Annotated in this window: 10 protein-coding genes; 5 read left to right on the top strand and 5 right to left on the bottom strand. The window is 68.7% G+C overall.

From position 1 onward, the window contains the following. Nucleotides 1–57 precede the first annotated feature (57 nt). The 5 genes from ACQVBX_RS00745 (at nucleotide 58) to ACQVBX_RS00725 (ending at nucleotide 11,293) form a co-directional block, all read left to right on the top strand. Nucleotides 58–525 carry a Dps family protein gene (locus ACQVBX_RS00745; protein ID WP_431635989.1) on the top strand — a complete coding sequence of 156 codons (468 nt, stop codon included), beginning with the start codon at nucleotides 58–60 and terminating at the stop codon, nucleotides 523–525. Nucleotides 526–744: 219 nt separating this feature from the next. Further along, nucleotides 745–3,363 (top strand): glycosyltransferase, encoded by a 2,619-nt coding sequence (locus ACQVBX_RS00740; RefSeq protein WP_431635988.1) that lies wholly within the window; start codon nucleotides 745–747, stop codon nucleotides 3,361–3,363. A gap of 115 nt (nucleotides 3,364–3,478) precedes the next feature. Further along, a complete protein-coding gene (locus ACQVBX_RS00735; protein WP_431635987.1) occupies nucleotides 3,479–5,245 on the top strand; it encodes an autotransporter assembly complex protein TamA in 1,767 nt (588 codons plus the stop codon). A gap of 10 nt (nucleotides 5,246–5,255) precedes the next feature. Further along, a complete protein-coding gene (locus ACQVBX_RS00730; RefSeq protein WP_431635986.1) occupies nucleotides 5,256–9,050 on the top strand; it encodes a translocation/assembly module TamB domain-containing protein in 3,795 nt (1,264 codons plus the stop codon). A gap of 131 nt (nucleotides 9,051–9,181) precedes the next feature. Continuing rightward, on the top strand, nucleotides 9,182–11,293 hold the full coding sequence (locus tag ACQVBX_RS00725; RefSeq protein ID WP_431635985.1) for a M13 family metallopeptidase: 2,112 nt from the start codon (nucleotides 9,182–9,184) through the stop codon (nucleotides 11,291–11,293). Nucleotides 11,294–11,427: 134 nt separating this feature from the next. On the opposite strand, the gene ACQVBX_RS00720 is transcribed toward ACQVBX_RS00725, so the two are convergent. The 5 genes from ACQVBX_RS00720 to ACQVBX_RS00700 all read right to left on the bottom strand — a co-directional run bounded on the left by ACQVBX_RS00720 (nucleotide 11,428) and on the right by ACQVBX_RS00700 (nucleotide 19,534). Beyond that, on the bottom strand, nucleotides 11,428–12,084 hold the full coding sequence (locus tag ACQVBX_RS00720; RefSeq protein ID WP_431635984.1) for a class I SAM-dependent methyltransferase: 657 nt from the start codon (nucleotides 12,082–12,084) through the stop codon (nucleotides 11,428–11,430). Then, a complete protein-coding gene (gene murD / locus ACQVBX_RS00715) occupies nucleotides 12,065–13,420 on the bottom strand; it encodes a UDP-N-acetylmuramoyl-L-alanine--D-glutamate ligase (protein WP_431635983.1) in 1,356 nt (451 codons plus the stop codon). Before murD ends, ACQVBX_RS00720 begins: the two co-directional genes overlap by 20 nt. 108 nt (nucleotides 13,421–13,528) lie before the next feature. Continuing rightward, the gene (murL, locus tag ACQVBX_RS00710; RefSeq protein WP_431635982.1) at nucleotides 13,529–14,872 is read right to left on the bottom strand and encodes a UDP-N-acetyl-alpha-D-muramoyl-L-alanyl-L-glutamate epimerase; all 1,344 of its coding nucleotides are present in this window, start codon (nucleotides 14,870–14,872) and stop codon (nucleotides 13,529–13,531) included. 103 nt (nucleotides 14,873–14,975) lie between these two features. Then, nucleotides 14,976–17,603 (bottom strand): bifunctional aspartate kinase/diaminopimelate decarboxylase, encoded by a 2,628-nt coding sequence (locus tag ACQVBX_RS00705; protein WP_431635981.1) that lies wholly within the window; start codon nucleotides 17,601–17,603, stop codon nucleotides 14,976–14,978. 413 nt (nucleotides 17,604–18,016) lie between these two features. After that, nucleotides 18,017–19,534, bottom strand: a complete 1,518-nt coding sequence (locus ACQVBX_RS00700) for a fumarate hydratase (protein ID WP_431635980.1) — start codon at nucleotides 19,532–19,534, stop codon at nucleotides 18,017–18,019. Nucleotides 19,535–19,578: the final 44 nt, after the last annotated feature.

Genomic DNA, 19,578 nt, shown 5'->3' with positions numbered 1-19,578 from the left:
TATGCTGATCTTCCTGACGATTTCCCTCGCACCCGTTCGATCACAAGGAGCACCCCAATGGCCATGAACATCGGTATTGCCAAGAAGGATCGTGAAGCGGTCGCCAAGCAGCTGTCCAAGCTGCTGGCCGACACCTACTCGCTGTACCTGAAGACCCACAGCTTCCACTGGAACGTCACCGGCCCGCAGTTCAACTCGCTGCACGCGATGTTCGAGACCCAGTACAACGAGCTGTGGCTGGCCGCCGACGAGATCGCCGAGCGCATTCGTACGCTGGACGTGTTCGCGCCGGGCTCGTACAGCCAGTTCGGCAAGCTCAGCACGGTCAAGGAAGAGGCCGGCGTACCAGACTGGAAAGACATGGTGAGCCAGCTCGTGGAAGGCCACGAGATCGTGGCGCACACCGCCCGCGAGACCATCAAGGCGGCCGACAAGGCCGGCGACGAGGGCACCGCCGACATGGTCACCGGCCGCCTGAAGGAGCACGAGAAGACCGCCTGGATGCTGCGCTCGCTGCTCAAGTAAGCGCCCGCAACGCCCGAAACGAAGCGCAGCTCCGGCTGCGCTTTTTCATTTCCCGGTCGTGCCCGGCATGGCATGACAGGCGCGAGCAGCCATCGGACAACGACTCGTCAACCGCCAAGGCTCACCGTCGGTAATGTGGCGTTTATTGGCCCTGCGACGCGGTTTCGGTAAGCTCCGCAGGCTTTCCGGCCTCATTGTGGAGGCTTTCGGGGATTCTCTTTGAGCGCCACGCCAGCAACGAACGATTCTCGCCATCCCCTGCTGGTTGCCCTCCTGCTTGCCCTGATCGTGGCCGCGATGAACATCGGCCTGTGGTGGTGGGGCAACCAGCCGCACGGTCCGGATGACTGGCACGGGCCGGTCAACGGCTTCTCGGTGTCGGTGTTCCAGCGCTACCAGAACCCGCTCAAGAAGGATTTCCCCTCCGACGCGCAGATCGACAGCGACCTGAAGCTGCTGCGCAAGTACACCGGTCGCATCCGCACCTACTCCACCCAGGAGAACCCGCAGATCTACCGCCTGGCGCGGCAGGACGGGCTGAAGGTGATGGCCGGCGCCAACATCGACACGCGCGAGCGCAACAACGAGCGCGAGATCGACCAGCTGATCGCCCTGGCCAACCGTTATCCGGACACCATCGAGCGGGTGATCGTGGGCAACGAGGTGCTGTTTCGCGGCGACCTGCCGCTGGAGCAGATGATCCGCTACCTCGACCGCGTACGCGCCCACGTGCGCCAGCCGGTGTCGATCGCCGAGCCGGACTACATCTGGATCAAGTATCCGGAGCTGGCCGAGCACGTGGACTTCATCACCATCCACTTGTTCCCGTTCTGGAACGGCATCGGCACCAACGTGGACCCCGACCGCGACGATGCGCTGAACGCGGCGCTCGGCGCCTACGACAACATCCAGCGCATGTACCCGACCAAGCACATCGTGGTTGGCGAGATCGGTTGGCCGTCCAACGGCGACCGCCAGAAGTACGCGCGCCCGTCGGTGTCCAACGAGGCGATCTTCATCCGCCATTGGCTCAACGCGGCCAAGGTGCGCAATATCGACTACTACCTGCTCGAAGCGTTCGACCAGCCGTGGAAGGAGAACCTGGGCGAGGGTCGCACCGGCGCCTACTGGGGCATGTTCAACGCCGACCGGCAGATGAAATTCCCGTTCACCGGCCCGGTTACCGAAGACACCGCCTGGCCATCCAAGGCGCTGGCCGCCAGCCTGCTGGCGCTCATCCCGATGCTGTGGTTCGGCCGCCGCTTCAGCCGCTTCAAGCTGATGGGCCGGTTCTTCTTCGCCGCGCTGATCCAGCTCGCCTGCGGGTTGATCGTGTGGTCCGCCACGCTGCCGTTCAATTTCTACCTGAGCTGGGTGGACTGGACGATGCTGGTGCTGCTGTTCCCGGCGCAGATCGCGATCCTGGCCATCCTCCTGATCAACGGCTTCGAGTTCACCGAGGTGCTGTGGCAGGAAAAGTGGGTGCGCCATGCCGGCATGCTGCGGCCCGATCCGCCGGAAAAGCAGCCGTTCGTGTCGATCCACCTGGCCTGCTACAACGAGCCGCCGGAGATGGTGCAGGTCACGCTCGATTCGCTCGCCGCGCTCGACTACGACAACTTCGAAGTGCTGGTGATCGACAACAACACCAAGAACCCGGACGTGTGGAAGCCGGTGCAGGCGTACTGCGAAAAGCTGGGCCCGCGCTTCCGCTTCTTCCACCTCGAGCCGTGGCCGGGCTTCAAGGCCGGCGCGTTGAACTTCGGCCTGAAGGAAACCGACCCGCGCGCCGACGTGGTGGCGGTGATCGATGCCGACTACGAGGTGCGCCACGACTGGCTGTCCAGCCTCACCGGCTACTTCCACGATCCGAAGGTAGCCGTGGTGCAGTGCCCGCAGGCGCACCGCGACTTCGAGCACAACCGCTTCCGCCGCATGACCGCGTGGGAGTTCGACGGCTTCTTCCGCATCGGCATGCACCACCGTAACGAGCGCAACGCGATCATCCAGCACGGCACCATGACCATGGTGCGGCGCTCGGCGCTCGAAGGCACCGGCGGCTGGTCCGAATGGACCATCTGCGAGGACGCCGAGCTGGGCCTGCGCCTGATGCACGCCGGCTACGAGCTGGTCTACGTCGACGAGCTGATGGGCAAGGGCCTCACCCCCGCCGACTTCAAGGCGTACAAGAGCCAGCGCTACCGCTGGGCGTTCGGCGCGATGCAGATCCTCAAGGGCCGCTGGAGCTGGATGGTGAAGAAGGGCCCGCTGTCGCCGGGCCAGCGCTTCCACTTCCTCACCGGCTGGTTCAGCTGGTTCGCCGACGCGCTGCACCTGATCTTTACCCTGATGGCGCTGTTCTGGACCGCCGGCATGGTGGCGTTCCCGCAGTACTTCGCCCTGCCGATGCAGCTGTTCCTGATCCCGGTGATCGGCTTCTTCTTCGCCAAGGCGATCTTCGGCATCGTGCTGTATCGCGCTCGCGTGCCGTGCAGCTGGTACGACACGCTGATGGCCTCGCTGGCCAGCATGAGCCTTAGCCACGCGATTGCCCGCGGCATCCTGCACGGGCTCACCCGCGAAAAGACCTCGTTCGTGGTGACCGCCAAGAGCCGCCGGCTGGGCGAGTCCGGCTTTGCCGCCTTCGCGCCGGTACGCGAGGAGCTGCTGATGGCCTTCGCGCTGGTGTGCTGCATCGTCGGCATGGCGCTGTCCTATGGCACGCGCTACATCGAGGGCACGCTGTGGATGTTCATCCTCGGCGCGCAGTCGATCCCGTATTTCTCGGCGGTGATCGGCGCATGGATCGCGCACAAGGCGGGCGACAAGGCGGGCTGACAGCCCGAGGCGGAAAGAATGCGGCGGCGGCCGGCGCGTTCATCGGATGCGCACCCTTGCTCCGTTAAGCTGCCACGCCGCATCCAGTCATTCGACAAGGACGTAGCTGCACGACATGCGCCGCCTGTTCCGACGCCTGAGCCTGCTAGCCCTGCTCGCCCTGCTTCCGGCAGCGGCGCAGGCCGGTGTGACGCTGGTAGTCGACGGCGTGGGCGACGACCTCAAGGGCGCGGTGACTTCCGCCGTGGAGCTGTCGCAATACGCCACGCGTGAAGTGAGCGACGCGCAGGTGCGCCGCCTGTACGCCCGCGCCCCCGACCAGGTACGCGCGGCGCTGCGGCCCTACGGCTATTACGAAGCCTCGGTGGATGGCGACCTGCAGCCGGTCGGCAAGGACTGGCGCGTCACCCTGCACGTGAAGCCAGGCGAACCGGTGAAGATCACCGAGGTGCATGTGAGCCTTGGCGACACCGCCGCGGCGATCGGCCCGATCCGCCGCGCCCAGCGGGCGATCGAGCGGCTCAAGGGGCAGACGCTCAACCACGGGGTCTACGACGCCGCCCGCGACGCCTTGAGCGGCCAGCTCACCGCCCACGGCTTTCTCGGCGCGAAACTGGTCACGCATCGGGTGGAGGTGACCCGCGCCAGCCATAGCGCCGTGGTTCGTCTGGCCTGGGAGACCGGTCCGCGCTACCGCTTCGGCCAGGTGCAGTTCGAGGGTTCGCAGTTCCGCAAGGGCTTCCTCGATCGCTACGTGCCGTTCAAGCCGGGCGATTATTTCTCGCAGGACCAGCTGCTCGACCTGCAGCAGGCGCTCAACGGTGCGGACTACTTCTCGGTGGTCAACGTGCTGCCCGACGTGGACGACGCCAAGGACGGCACGGTCACCGTCAAGGTGGAACTGGTGCCGGCCAAGCGCACCGTCTACACCGGCGGGCCGTTCATCGGCACCGACACCGGCTTTGGCCTGCGCGGCGGAGTCACCCGGCGCTGGGTCAACGACCGCGGCCACACCTGGAAGAACGAGCTGGTGGTGGCGCAGCGGCTCAAGACGCTGTCCACGCTGTATTCGATCCCCCTGCCCGGCCGCCACCAGCACAGCCTCAACTTCGGCGCGAACTACCGTGACGCCGACACCGACACCTCGCAGTCGCGCACGCTGGAGCTGGTGGGCAACGAGGCGCGCCTGTGGCACGGCTGGACACGCACGCTCGGCGCGCACGCGCTGATCGGCACCTTCACCGTGGGCAAGCGCGGCAATGAGCCGGACAACGCGCCGGGCATCGAGCACGGCCGCAGCAAGCTGGTGTTCGCCGAAGCCTCGCTGGCGCGCAAGAAGGGCGACAACCCGACCTTCGTGCGCAAGGGCTGGTCGGTGAGCTTCGCCGCGCGCAGCACCGCCGGCACGCTGCTGTCGGACACCCGCTTCATCCAGTTCACCGCGGACGCCAAGTGGATCCGCGCCTTCAAGGGCCGCAACCGGCTGATCCTGCGCGGCAGCGCAGGCATCACCTCCACCGGTGATTTCGGCGCGCTGCCACCGCAGCTGCGCTTCTTCGCCGGCGGCGACCGTTCGGTGCGCGGCTACGGCTTTCAGTCGATCGGACCGAAGAACAGCGATGGCCGCGTGATCGGCGGGCGCAACCTGCTGGTGGCCAGCACCGAGATGGAGCACTACTTCACGAAGAACTGGGGCATGGCCGCGTTCGTCGACGCCGGCAACGCGTTCAGCGGCACCGACTACCGACCGAAGATCGGCGCGGGCCTGGGCGTGCGCTGGCTGTCGCCGGTGGGGATGATCCGCCTCGACCTGGGCAAGCCGGTGCACAACCCGGATCGGCACGGCATCGAACTGCACATCGTGATCGGGCCGGACCTGTGAGGAAGCGCGCATGACCGACGCCGCCACTCCGACCGGACGCCCCCGCCGCCGCTGGCCGCGCGTGCTCGCGCTCGGCCTGCTCGCGCTTATGGCCTTGCTCGGCATCGCCGCGTTCTGGCTGCTGGGCACGGGCGCGGGGCTGCGCTTCGCGCTGGCGCGCGCCGCGAGTGCTACCGGCGGCGCGCTGCAGGTGGCGCAGGCCGACGGGCGCCTGGTCGGCCCGCTGACGCTCCGCGATGTGCGCTATCGCGACGGCAGCGGCCTCGATGTGCGCGTGGCGCGGGCGCGGCTCGACCTGGCGGTGTGGCCGCTGCTGCGCCGGCAGCTGCACGTACTCGACCTGCAGGCCGACGGCATCAGCGTGATGCTGGCACCACCGTCCCCGGCGACCGCCAACGACAAACCGCTCAGCCTGCAGCCGCCGCTGAACATCGTTCTCGATCGCGCCCGCGTGGGCCGGGTGCGCATCACCCAGCCCGGAAGCGAGCAGCCCGTGTTCGTCGCCGACGGGCTCGACCTGGCCGGGGCCTGGACCCACGCAGGATTGCGCCTGCACCAGCTCGATCTGCGCAGCCCCGACGGCCGCGTGCAACTGGCCGGAGAGCTGGCGCTGGGCAACGGCTACCGCGGGAACGGCGACGGCCGCTTCAGCTGGACCGCCGATGGCGTGACCTACGCCGGCGCGCTGCAGGCCAGCAGCGATGGCCAGCAGGCGCGCCTCGCGCTGACGCTGACCAAGCCGACCGCCGCCACGCTGAAGCTGTCGCTGACCCCGCGCGCCAGTTATCCGTGGACGGCGACGCTCGACGCGCCGCGTTTCGACCCCGCGCCGCTGCTCGGCCCCGGCTCGACGATCACCGCACTGGCCGCCACGCTGCAGGCCAGCGGCGATCGGCGCAGCGGCAGCATCGAGGGGCGCGTGGACATCAACGGCTACACAGTGCAGCTCAAGCCGCTGCGGGCGCGCCTCGACGAGAGCCTGGACAACCTGCAGCTGGAACAACTCAGCCTGACCTCACCGCAGGTACCCGGTCAGCTCGACGCCACTGGCCAGGTGCAGTTGTCCGCCTCGCCGCTCAGCGCGGCGCTGGAGTTGCACTGGCGCGACGTGGCGCTGCCGGCGGACCTGGTCGGCCAGCCGCTCGCCAGCCATGGCCAGCTCAGCGTCAAGGGCAGCACCGCGCAGTTCCACGCCGCCGGCGAGCTGGCGCTGGGACCACCCGGTCAGCTGGCGCAGCTCGCCCTGGCGCTGGACGGCACGCCGCAACAGATCGCCCTGCACACCTTGCGCCTAGTGCAACCCAAGGGCCAGCTCGAGGCCACCGGTACGCTCACCCTGCAGCCGGCGCTGGCCTGGCAGGCGCAGGCGACGGCCCGGCAGTTCGACCCGGGCCAGCTGTTCGCGGGCTGGGACGGCGCCCTCAATGCCGAGCTCGCCAGCAGCGGCGCACAGCAGAAGCAGGGAGTGGATGCGACGCTGGACCTGCGCCGTCTCGACGGCACGTTGCGGCACCGCCCGGTGCGCGGGCGGGGCCGGCTGCACCTGTCGCCGGCCCAGGTGCTCGACGGCACCCTCGACCTCGCCTCCGGCGGCAGCACCGTGCACCTTACGGCGCGGCCGGGCGCGAGCAACGACGCCGAGCTCGCCCTGGCGATCGCCTCGCTGGCCGACTGGCTGCCCGACGCGGGTGGACGTCTGGACGGCCATCTGGCGATCCGCGGCAAGGCCCCCAGGCTCAGCGTCAATGGCATCGTGCACGGCCAGCGCCTGGCCTGGCAGCAGCAGAAGCTGGACACGCTGCAGTTGATCGTCGGCATCCCCGACATCAGCGCACCCAGCGGCAGGCTCGACCTGGACGCCCGCGGCCTGTTGGCCTCCGACGGCCTGGCCTTCGACCGCCTGCACCTGCTCGCCGAAGGCAGCCAGGCCACCCATCGGCTCACCCTGCAGGCCGACGGGCGCCAGCTGTCGACCGATCTCGCCCTCGATGGTTCGCTGAAGAACGGCGCGTGGAGCGGCACGTTGGGACGGCTCGACCTCGCCCCGCAGGGCCTGCCACGTTGGCGCCTGCAGCAGCCGGTAGCCCTGAGCTACCGCGACGGCGCGGCGAGCATCGGCGAGCTGTGCCTCACCGCCGGTGATCCGCTGCTGTGCGCCTCCGCCCGACAGGACAAGGCCGGCAACCTCGACGCGAACTATCGGCTGCGCGCCCTGCCGCTGGCGCTGATCCTCAACGCCGCCGGCATGGCCGACCTGCCGCTGCGCGCCGACGGCAGTATCGAGGGCGACGGCCAGCTGCGCCGCAGCGCAAGCGGCGCGCTCAGCGGCCATGCCGCGATCCGCTCGGACACTGGCACCATCACCTACACCGATCGCGCCGACCGGCCGCTATTGGCCTACCGCCACCTCGCCCTGCAGGCGCAACTGGCGCCTGGCGACCAGCGCGCCACGGTACACGCCGAGCTCGATGAGGACGGCCGGCTGGACGGCCAGCTGCATTTGCGTGGCGCGGCGCAGACACTGGACGGGGCGCTGGATCTGCGCCTGAACCGGCTGGCTCCGGTGGAGCTTTTCACCAGCGAACTGGCCAACGTCAAGGGAGCGCTCAACGGCCACATCGATATCGGCGGCACCCTCGCCCAGCCCGCCCTCACCGGCAACGCCCGCGTCGACGGCTTCGCCGCGGAAGTGCCTACGGCCGGCCTCAAGCTTCGCGACGGACAGGTCACCCTGAGCACCGCCGACGCCCGCACGCTGCAGCTCGACGGCCAGGTGCACTCCGGCGAAGGCACGCTGGCCATCCAGGGCCATGCCGGCCTCGGCGCAAACGCCACCGCCGAGCTCACGCTCAAGGGCAGCCGCTTCACGGCCGCGGACATCCCGGCGGCGAAAGTGGTGGTGTCGCCCAATCTGGTGGTCACGCGCGCAGCACAGGGCGTGGACATCACCGGCCGTGTAGCGATGGACAGCGCCGACGTCGACCTCGCCCGGCTGCCCGGCGCCGGCGCCACCAAGGCCTCGCCCGACGTGGTGGTGGTGGACGAGCAGGCGCAGCAGGCGAAGGCGCAGGCCTTGCCGATCAGCGCCACGGTGGCGGTCGATCTGGGGCCGCGCACGCACGTGGTCGGCATGGGCCTGGACGGCAACCTGCGCGGCCAGCTGGTGGTGCGCGAGCGCCCCGGCCGGGCCACCACCGGCCAGGGCCAGGTGGATGTGGCCGGCACCTATCGCGCCTACGGCCAGAACCTCACCATCGAGCAGGGCCAGTTGCTGTTCGCCAGCACGCCGATCGACAACCCCCGCCTGAACATCCGCGCGGTGCGCAAGCTCAATCCCAACGCCACCGTCGACGAGGGTCAGAAGGTCGGGCTTTACGTCGCCGGCACGGCGCAGCGGCCGGTGCTCACGGTGTTCTCGCAGCCGGTGATGGAGCAATCCGACGCGCTGTCCTACCTGATCACCGGCAAGCCGTTGTCGGAGGTGAAGGGCGGCGAAGGCTCGATGGTGAACTCCGCCGCGCAGGCGCTGGGCTCGGCCGGTGGCGACCTGCTGGCCAAGCGCATCGGCTCGCAGCTGGGCGTGGACGACATCGGCGTGTCCAGCAACGAAGCGCTGGGCGGCACCTCCGCGTTCACCGTGGGCAAGTACCTCAGCCCACGGCTGTACCTGAGCTACGGCGTCGGCCTGTTCGAGCCCGGCCAGGTGATCACCCTGCGCTACCGCCTCAGCAAGCGCTGGAACTTCGAGGCGCAGAACGCCACCGATTTCAGCCGCGCCAGCTTCAACTATCGGCTGGAAAAGTAGGCAAGCCCACCCACGGTGCTGCCGAGGGCGCACTGAGCGCCTCTTCTCCACCCGGTGCGCGGGCCATTCGTCATGCTGCGGCCGTGCGGGCCGCGGCGTATCGTGGGGAACTTTCCCGTCCGGAGCCACCCATGACCTCAGCCCGCTGGATTCTCGCCGCCGCCGTGTGCACCGCCCTCGCCGCCTGCGGCCATTCGCAAGCTCCTGCCGACAAAACCCCGGCTCCCGCCAGCACGGCCGCGGCGCCGAACGCGACCGCGGCCGCCACGCCGGCGGGCGTGGATAAGACCGGCATGGACACCTCCAAGCCCGCCGGTGATGGCTTCTTCCAGTACACCAACGGCACCTGGCTGAAGAACACCCCGATTCCGGATGACCGCTCCAGCACCGGCGCCTTCCTGGCGCTGTACGAAAAGGCGCAAAAGCGCACCGCCGAGCTGATCGAACAGGCTGGCCAGGGCAACCCGGCGGCGACTTCGCCGGAGCGCAAGATCGCCGACTACTACGCCGCCTACATGAACACCGACGCGATCGAGAAGGCCGGCCTCACCCCGCTGCAGCCGCAGTTGAGCGCGATCGAGGGCATCGCCTCGCGCGGCGATCTGGCGAAGGTGCTCGGCAGCGAACTGCGCGCCGACGTCGATCCGATCAACGCCACCAACTTCCACACCGACCACCTGTTCGGCCTGTTCGTCACCCAGGGCCTCACCGACCCGTCGCAGAACATCGCCTACCTGCTGCAGGGCGGCGTGAGCATGCCCAGCCGCGACTACTACCTGTCCGACGACGCGGCGATGAAGGAAACCCGCGCCAAGTACCGCACCTATGTGGCCGCGTTGCTCAAGCAGGCCGGCGACAAGAACGCCGAAGCCGAGGCCGATACCGTGCTGGCGCTGGAGACCAAGATCGCCCAGGCGCAGACCAGCCTGGTCGACAGCCAGGACGTGCACAAGGCGAACAACCTGTGGTCGATGGCGGACTTCGCCAAGAAGGCACCGGGGCTGGACTGGAACGCCTACTTCCAGGCCGCCGACCTCGCCGATCTCAAGACCGTCGACGTGTGGCAGCCCGAGGCCACCACCCGCCTCGCCAAACTGGTAGGCAGCGAGCCGCTGGACGCGTGGAAGACCCTGCTGCGCTTCCACACGCTGGACCGCTACGCGACCTTGCTGCCCAAGGGCTACGCCGACCTCGCGTTCGACTTCCACGCGCGCACCCTGCAGGGCGTGCCGCAGCAGCGCGCGCGCAGCAAGGACGCGATCGACGCCACCAGCACCGACTTGGGCGATGCCGTGGGCCAGATCTACGTCAAGCACTACTTCCCCGCCTCGTCCAAGGCCGAGGTGGAGACGATGGTCGGCAACATCGTGCACGCCTTCGACCAGGGCATCGATACGCTGGCGTGGATGACCCCGGCGACCAAGGCCAAGGCGAAGGAGAAGATCAAGACGCTGCGCGTGAGCGTGGGCTACCCCGACACCTGGCGCGACACCGCCTCGCTGGAGATCAAGCCGGACGACGCGCTGGGCAACCACCTGCGCGCCGAAGCGGCTGAGTACGTCCACCAGAAGGCCAAGATCGGCCAGCCGGTGGATCGCGGCGAGTGGTGGATGACGCCGCAGACGGTGAATGCGGTGAACCTGCCGCTGCAGAACGCGCTGAACTTCCCGGCAGCGATCCTCGAGGCGCCGTTCTTCGACCCGAAGGCCGACCCGGCCGCCAACTACGGCTCGATCGGCGCGGTGATCGGCCACGAGATCAGCCACAGCTTCGACAATACCGGCGCCGACTTCGACGCGCAGGGCAAGATGCAGAACTGGTGGACCGCCGACGACCTCAAGCACTTCGAGGCCGCCAGCCAGCAGCTGGCCAAGCAGTACGACGCCTACGAAATCCTGCCGGGCCTGCACGTGAACGGCCAGCAGACGCTGGGCGAGAACATCGCCGACGTCTCCGGCCTCACCGCCGCGCTGGCCGCGTACCACGCCTCGCTGGGCGGCAAGCCGGCGCCGGTGATCGACGGCCTCACCGGCGACCAGCGCTTCTTCATCGCCTTCGGCCAGACCTGGCGCTCGAAGATCCGCGACGCCGCCGCCCGTCAGCGCGCGGCCACCGACGTGCACGCCCCGGCGCAGTTCCGCGCCGAGACCGTGCGCAACCTGGACGACTGGTACCAGGCGTTCGACGTGAAGCCGGGCCAGACGATGTATCTCGATCCGGCGCAGCGCGTGAAGATCTGGTAAGGCAGGTCTCGCGTTGAATGACGGGGCGCGGCGGGAACGTCGCGCCCTTTTTCATGCGCGTGCGTCGACCTCGAGTGGTTGCCCGTGCAACTGGCGAAAGGCGCCCGTCCCGCGCGGCAAACGGCTACGGCTGGCTACGGCTTGCGCAGCAGGATCACCCGCCTTCCTGCGCTTTCGACCTGCCAGCCGAAGCGAGCGGCGAGCCAGCGCAGCGAGGCCACCGAGTGGAAGCCCACGTGAGTCGGATCGCGGTGGTAATGCCAGCGGGAGAAGTCGGCCATCGGCGGGCGCAGTTCGGTCATCAGGCCGAGCCAGCCACCCGGCACGAGCAGCGCATCGATGCGGGCGAGGTCGCGCCGCGGATCGTGCATGTGCTCGAGCACTTCGGTGCAGGTGACGAAGTCGTAGCGGGCATCGAGCTGCGAGGCGTCCGCCGCGAAGAGCGGGTCGTAGCCGACGGTGGGAAAGCCCGCGTCGGTGAGCATCACGGCCAGCGCCGGCGCCGCGCCGCAGCCGTAGTCCAGACCGCGCGCACCGGGCGCGAGGCAGGCGATCAGTGGATCGGCGAGCTGACTCAGGAAGCGCCGGTAACCCGGATCATCGACGCGGTTGTCGTGCGTGCCGTAATACGCGCGCTCGGCCTCGGCATCGAGCCAGGTCGCGCGATCGCGGCTGACCAGGTCGCACCTGGGACAGTGCCGGTAGACGCCGGTAGCCTCGCGCCATGGCGCGCCGGTCGCCGCCCCGCACAGCGGACAGTCGACCGGCACCTCAGCGGATGCCGAGGCCATCGATGCCGGTGGCGTCGGCCTCGAAGCCAGCCAGCGTGGCGAAGCGGCGGCCGCGCTCGGCGTAGTCCTTGAACTGGTCGAAGCTCGGCGCACCGGGCGACATCAGCACCACGCCGCCTTCGGGCGTGCATGCGCGTGCCTCGTCCACCGCGGCGGCCAGATCGTTCACGCGCCGCACCGGGCAAGCGACGCCGCCCGCGTTTAGCACCGCCTCGATGCGCGGCCCGTTCGCACCCATGCAGACGATCGCGTGCGGAGGATGCGCCTGCACGTGCTCGACGAACGGCGCCCAATCCACGCCGCGATCGAACCCGCCCACCAGCACCGTCACGGCGCGGCCCGGCAGGCTCTCCAACGCGGCCACGACGGCAAGCGGCGTGGTGGCGATGGAGTCGTTGATCCAGTCCAGCCCGTCGTGCCTGCCCAGCGGCTGCAAGCGGTGCGGCAGCGGTCGGAAGCTGGCCAGCGCCGGCGCCGCGGCCAGCGCGTCGTAGCCGAGCAGTTCCAGCGCGGCCAACGCGGCGCTGGCGTTGAGCGCGTTGTGCAGGCCGGGCACGCCGAGCTGCGCCACCGGGAACACGTCGCGCGCGCCCCGACGGATGAAGCCTTCGGCGACGTGCCAGCCCTGGGCGTCACCGAACACGCGGCGATCCGGATGGCCGGCGGTCTGCGCCAGCAGGTTGGCCTGCTGACCGTTCACCAGCAACGTGCACGCTACGTCGCCGAGCCGGAGCTTGTCGGCCACGTAGCGCTCGCGCGAGCCGTGCCAGTCCAGGTGTTCCTCGTAGAGGCTGGTGATCACCGCCAGCTCGACCGGGCCGGCCTCGCCGGTCTGGAAGCTGGACAGTTCGATCGCCCACAGCTCGGCCTGCTCGACCTGCAGCTCCAGCAGCGGCAGGCCGATGTTGCCGGCCAGCGCGGTGCGAATACCAAGCGAACGGGCCAGGTGCGCCAGCAGTGCCGTGGTGGTGCTCTTGCCCTTGGTGCCGGTCACCGCCACCACGCGCGCGGCCGGGTTCTCGCCGAACCACAGCGCGGTGCCCGAAGTGAACACCGTGCCCTGCGCCTGCGCCGTGGTCACCGCAGGCTTGTAGATCGAGATACCCGGTGACTTCACCACCGCGTCGTAGGCCGACAGCGCCATCGCGTCCGGCTCGTGGCCGAAGACGGCAAGTGTCGGGTCGAACGCGTGCGCCGCCTCGACTTCCCCCTCGCTGCAATAGAGCGCCAGCGGCAGGTCCGGCAGTTGCGCGCGGATCGCGGTGATCGCGGCGCGCCCTTCGCGTCCAAAGCCCCAGATGGCCACGCGTTGGTTGCCCAGATCAGCAATACGCACGGCCACCCCCTGTAGGAGCCCGCTTGCGGGCGATGCTCCTGGCTTTGATGGTGATCAGGAGCAAAGGCATCGCCCGCGAGCGGGCTCCTACAGGGGCACGGTGGCACATCAACCGATCGCCGCCAGCGCAGTCTGCAGCCGCGCCGGCACGCGATGCTCGCCGGACGGCACCAGCCACGGCTCCAGCGCCAGTTGCGAAGCATCGAGCTGGGGCAAGATCTCGCTGCGGAAGCGCGCGACGAGCGCATCCTCGGCCCACTCCGGCCGCTGACTCAACGCATACATCGCGGCCCGTGCCTCGGCCCCCTCGCCCACGCACTCGAACGGCTTGTGGTCCTGGTATTCGAGCAGCGCGTCGAAGCCGGCCGCTTGCGACTCGTCGTCCAGCAGGTTGCTGCCGAAAATGGTGAGCAGCCGCGGCTTGGGCAGGAACGGTGCCAGCGCGAGAAAGACGAAATGGCATTTCGGGCACTGCCCGCACCAGCGGTCGGCCGGCTTGGGGCCGAGGATGCGAAAGTTGCGGTTGCAGCTGGAGAAGCTGTCGAAATATGGCGTGAGCTTGGCGAACGCACGGGTGATCGCCAGCTCCGAATACGGGCGCAGCAGCGAGCAGTAGTCGAGGTCCGCCGCCACGTGGCTGTGCAGCCAGTCCGACAGCAGCGTCTCGAAGGCGTAGCCCTTGCTCCACTGGTGATTCACCTGCTGGCCTTCGTACTCCAGCGTCGCCGCCGAGGCCGAGCGCTCGTTGGCGAAGGTGATCGAGTCGTGGCCGTAGAGGATCGCCGCCACCGCCAGGATCGCCGAGTTCACCGCGGTCACCGGGATGTGGCCGTTCAACGCGCCCAGCCGGTTCAGCTCGAACAGGCCCGGCGCCAGCTCGCGCTGGATGTTCAGCGTCGGCAGGCCGGTGCGCTCGGCACAGGCGGCGATCAGCGGCGAGTTGCCGACCCATACCGCGGTAGCGTCGCCACCGATCGACTTGATCGCCTCGACCGCCACCAGCGAATCCTTGCCGCCACCGATCGGCACCAGGGTGCGCTTCGGCAGGCCAAGCGCCGGTGCCGCCGGCATGGCGTTTCCGCCGCGCGGAAAATGGATGCGGCCGCGCAGGTCCAGCCCGTTGCGATAGGCGAACTCGGCCAGGCCATGCAGGTACAGCGCGTCGAGCAGGTCGGCGGTGGCGTCGTCCAGCGGGCCCTCCGCCACCTCGATCTGCGGCGGCACGCCGGCCTTGTAGTAGCTCACGCCGGCGACCAGATGCAGCAGCTTCAGCGCCGCGTCGAACGCATCCTGCCGCGCCGGCGGCAGCGCCGGAGCGGCCGGAAAACGGATGCGCTCGACCAGCGGCTCGCCGTCGTCGAAGGCGTAGGCCAGCTCGGCCACGCCATCGGCGTAGCGCGCATGCAGGAAACGGAACACCTGGGTCAGGCGCGGTTGGATCGGTTGGCTCACGTAAATCTCCCTCGCCGGCCGCGGCTCGGCGCAAGCGCAGATTCTAACGGCGCCGCCCCTGCCCTGCCCGTCGTTCCACGGGCAAGACAGGGGCAGAACGCCGTCAGTCGAGGATCACTTCTTCCGCGTTCTCACGCAGGTTGTACGGCGAGGACATCACCTTGCCGTAGGCGCCGGCCTGGGCGATCAGCACCACGTCGCCCTCGCTGGCCTCGGGCAGCCGGCGGTCGGTGCCGAGCACGTCGCCGCTCTCGCAGATCGGGCCGACCACCTGGTACAGCGCGGTGGCCGGTTCGTCGAGGCGGGTGAGGTTCACGATCTCGTGCCAGGCGTCGTACAGCGCGGGGCGGATCAGGCTGTTCATGCCGGTGTCCACGCCGAGGTAGCGCAGCGCGCCCTTGCCCTTCTGCTGGGTGACCCTGGCCAGCAGCACGCCGGCGTCGGCCACCAGGAAACGGCCCGGCTCCATCCACAGCTGGTAATGCGGATAGGCAGCCTTCACCTCGCGCAGCACCTTGTCCAGCGCAGCGATGTCCAGCCGTGCCTCGCCCAGGTGCGAGGGCACACCGAGGCCACCGCCGATGTCGAGGAAGGCCACGCTGCCGATGCGTTCGGCCAGGCTGGCCAGTTGGGCGTAGACCTCGCCCCAGTGACTGGCATCAAGGATGCCCGAGCCCAGGTGCGCGTGCAGGCCCCGCACCGTCACGCCGTGGCGGTCGGCCAGGCGCAGGAAGGCATCGAGCTGCTCCACCGGCAGGCCGAACTTGCTGCCACTACCACCGGTGCGCACCTTCTCGTGATGGCCCAGGCCGCGGCCGAGATCCAGCCGCAGCACGATCTCGCGGCCGCGGAAGGTCTCGCCCCAGTGCTCCAGCGGATACAGCGAATCCAGCGACACGGTGGCCCGCGTGGTCAGTGCCCAGGCGTAGTCCTCGCGCGGGGCGAAGTTCGGCGTGAACAGCAGCGGCGCGCTCTCCGGCACCGCCGCCATCACCGCCTTCAGCTCGCCCGGCGATACGCACTCGAAGCCGAAGCCTTCCTCGGCGATCGCCTGCAGGATGGCCGGGTGCGTGTTGGCCTTTACCGCGTAGTGCAGGCGGTCCACCGCGGCCAGCGTCTTCAGCTCGCGCGCCTGCGCGCGCACCGTGGGCAGGTGGTAGACGTAGCGCGGCGTGGCCTCGGCGGCGATCGCCAGCAACCGTTCGCGTTCGGCCTCGCGCCACCAGGCGGACGCTGCCACCGGGGCTTCGCCGCTGCCGTACAGCGCCTGCCAGCTCGGGCCGAACAGCGCGCTGTCGTCGGTACGCAATGCGCCGGCGCCGATCAGCAGCTCGTGCAGGTGCGGCAGCAGCTCGTCGACCACGCTCTCGTCGACCACGAAGGTCAGGTTGAGGTTGTTGGACGACTGCGAGATCAGGTGCACGCGCAGCTGGCCGAACTCCGCGAGCACGCCAGACAGCGTGTGCAGCATCGAGCGCATGCCGCGGCCGACCAGGGTAATCGCCGCGCACGGCGCGATCACCTTCACCCGGCACACCTTGGCCAGGTCGGCGGCCAGCGCGGCGACCGCGTCGGAATCGAGCAGGTTCTCGGTCGGGTCCAGCGACACGGTGACGTTGGTCTCGGCCGAGCCGATCAGGTCCACCGACAGGCCGTGCTGCTTGAACTGCGCGAACACGTCGGCGAGGAAGCCGACCTGCTGCCACATGCCGACCGACTCCATCGACACCAGGGTGATGCCCTTGCGCGCGCTGATCGCCTTCACGCTGGGGGCGTGCTCACGCACCTCCGGCCCGATCACGGTGCCTTCCAGCTCGGGCCGGTTGGTGTCCTTGATCAGCAGCGGCACGCGCGGTTCGCGCAGCGGCGACAGGCAGCGCGGATGCAGAACCTTGGCGCCGGTGGAGGCGATTTCCTGGGCTTCCTCGTAGTCTAGCTTCTGCAGCAGGCGCGCACCCGGCACTTGGCGCGGGTTGGCCGTGAACATGCCGGCGACATCGGTCCAGATCTCGACCCGCGCCGCCTTCAGCAGCGCGCCGAAGTACGAAGCCGAGGTGTCCGAGCCGCCGCGGCCGAGCAGCACCGTACGCCGGCGGCTGCCTTCCACGTCGGCCTCGCGGGCGATGAAGCCCTGGGTGATGAACACCTCGCCACGCTCGGCCAGGCGCGCGTTGAGCGCCGGTTCGGGCTTCGCATCGACCATTGCCGACAGCAAGCGGGTGCGCTCGTTCTGGTTGGGCAGGGCGATCGCACTCAGGCACTCGCGCGCGTCGACCCACTCGGTCTGCACGCCACTGTGGCTGAGGAAAGCCGCGCCCAGCGCGCTGGACATCAGCTCGCCGTGCGCCTGCACCTGGGCCGACCAGGCCAGCTCGCCCAGCTCGGCCGGGCCCTTGTCGGCCAGCTCGGCCAGCGTGCGCAGCCGTTCGGCCAGCGTCGGCGGCGTCTCCAACTGCATGTGCGCCAGAAGATCGTAATGGCGCTGCGCGATCGCGTCGGCCGCCACCACCCGTTTGGCCCGATCGCCCTCGCCGCACAGCTGTTTCAGCGCGTCCGTGATACCGGTCAGCGCGGAGACAACCACCAGCACGCGCGCGCCTTCGGCGCGGCGGCTGGCGACCAGCTCACGGATGTTCTGCCAACGGGGAAGCGTGGCGACAGAGGTGCCGCCGAACTTCATCACGATCCAGGGGGCGTCCGCAGGGAGCGGCGCTTGGGTGGGCGGGGTCACGGGTGGTTGGGCCAGGTGGCGTGGAAGGTTCGCCAGTGTTGCGCTGCGGCAATCTGATTGCAACTGGTCGATATGTTTGGACGTTTAGACTTCCAAATACCTAGGCAAAGTAGCTTTCTCATGACTTGCAGGCGTCGCTCGGAGTGCCGACCAGTGACGACACGAGGATATTTTCAGAGCAAGGGCGTTTCGTTCGCCGTCGGCGACCGAGTCACTTTCTCTTGGGTCGCCACGCAAAGAGAAGTGACTCGGCCTCCGAAGGAGGACGAAACCGCTCCTGGCAATTGCTTCTGAAGCAAAGCGATGAAGAGCAAAGTGGATTCCCGCGTTCGCGGGAATGACGACGATGAGGGACACGGCAAACGTGGTCTTCCTCCCCGGACGGGGAAGGAGGGCAGAAGCCGGTGCGGGGCTTACTCGACCACGACCGGAATCTTGCCGATTCGCGCCTGCCACTCCCGCGGCCCCGTCTTGTGCACCGAAGTCCCCGCCGAGTCGACCGCCACCGTCACCGGCATGTCCTTGACCTCGAACTCGTAGATCGCCTCCATCCCCAGATCGGCAAAGCCGACCACCTTGGAGGCCTTGATCGCCTTGGACACCAGGTACGCCGCACCGCCGACCGCCATCAGATACACGGAGCGGTGCTTCTTGATCGCCTCGATCGCCGCCGGCCCACGCTCGGCCTTGCCGACCATGCCGAGCAAACCCGTCTGCGCCAGCACCTGCTCGGTGAACTTGTCCATGCGGGTGGCGGTGGTGGGGCCGGCCGGGCCGACCACTTCGTCGCGTACCGGATCGACCGGGCCGACGTAGTAGATGAAGCGCCCCTTGAAATCGACCGGCAACGGCTCGCCCTTGTTGAGCATGTCGACCATGCGCTTGTGCGCGGCGTCGCGGCCGGTCAGCAGCTTGCCGTTGAGCAGCAGCACCTCGCCCGGCTTGAAGCTGGCGACCTCGTCGGCGGTGATGGTGTCCAGGTTCACCCGACGCGCGTTGGTCGGGTTGTAGGTGAGCTGGGGCCAGTGCTCCAGCGAGGGCGGATCGAGCGCGACCGGGCCGGAGCCATCCAGGGTGAAGTGCGCATGGCGGGTGGCCGCGCAGTTCGGGATCATCGCCACCGGCAGGTTGGCCGCGTGGGTTGGGTAGTCCTTGATCTTCACATCAAGCACGGTGGTCAAGCCGCCCAGGCCCTGCGCGCCGATGCCCAGCGCGTTGACCTTCTCGTACAGCTCGATACGCAGCTCCTCGATGCGATTCGCCGGCCCGCGCGCGATCAGCTCCTGGATGTCGATGTGCTCCATCAGCGACTCCTTCGCCAGCAGCATCGCCTTCTCGGCGGTGCCGCCGATGCCGATGCCGAGCATGCCCGGCGGGCACCAACCGGCGCCCATGGTCGGTACGGTCTTGAGCACCCAGTCGACGATGGAGTCGGAAGGATTGAGCATGGCGAACTTGGATTTCGCCTCCGAGCCGCCGCCCTTTGCCGCGACGATCACGTTGAGCTTGTCGCCCGGCACGATCGAGACGTTGATCACCGCCGGGGTGTTGTCCTTCGTGTTGCTGCGCTTGCCGGCCGGATCGGCCAGCACGCTGGCGCGGAGCTTGTTGTCCGGGTCGTTGTAGGCGCGACGCACGCCTTCGTTGACAGCGTCTTCCAGCGAGCCGGTGAAACCCTCCCAGCGCACGTCCATACCCACCTTCAGGAAGACCGTGACGATGCCGGTGTCCTGGCACAGCGGACGATGGCCCTCGGCAGCCATGCGCGAGTTGATCAGGATCTGCGCCATCGCGTCCTTGGCCGCGGGCGCCTCCTCGCGCTCGTAGGCGGCGGCCAGATTCGTGATGTAGTCGACCGGGTGGTAGTAGCTGATGTATTGCAGCGCGTCCGCGACGGACTGGATCAGGTCGGCTTGCTTGATGGTGGTCATGGCTGGCTTTGGCTTGCAACGCCGCGCGGGAAAGGCGGCACAAG

The organism is Dyella thailandensis, assembly GCF_050749815.1.
Lineage (GTDB): Bacteria > Pseudomonadota > Gammaproteobacteria > Xanthomonadales > Rhodanobacteraceae > Dyella_A.
The sequence above is the reverse complement of the archived record's forward strand: the minus strand, read 5'-3'. Positions and strand labels throughout refer to the sequence as shown.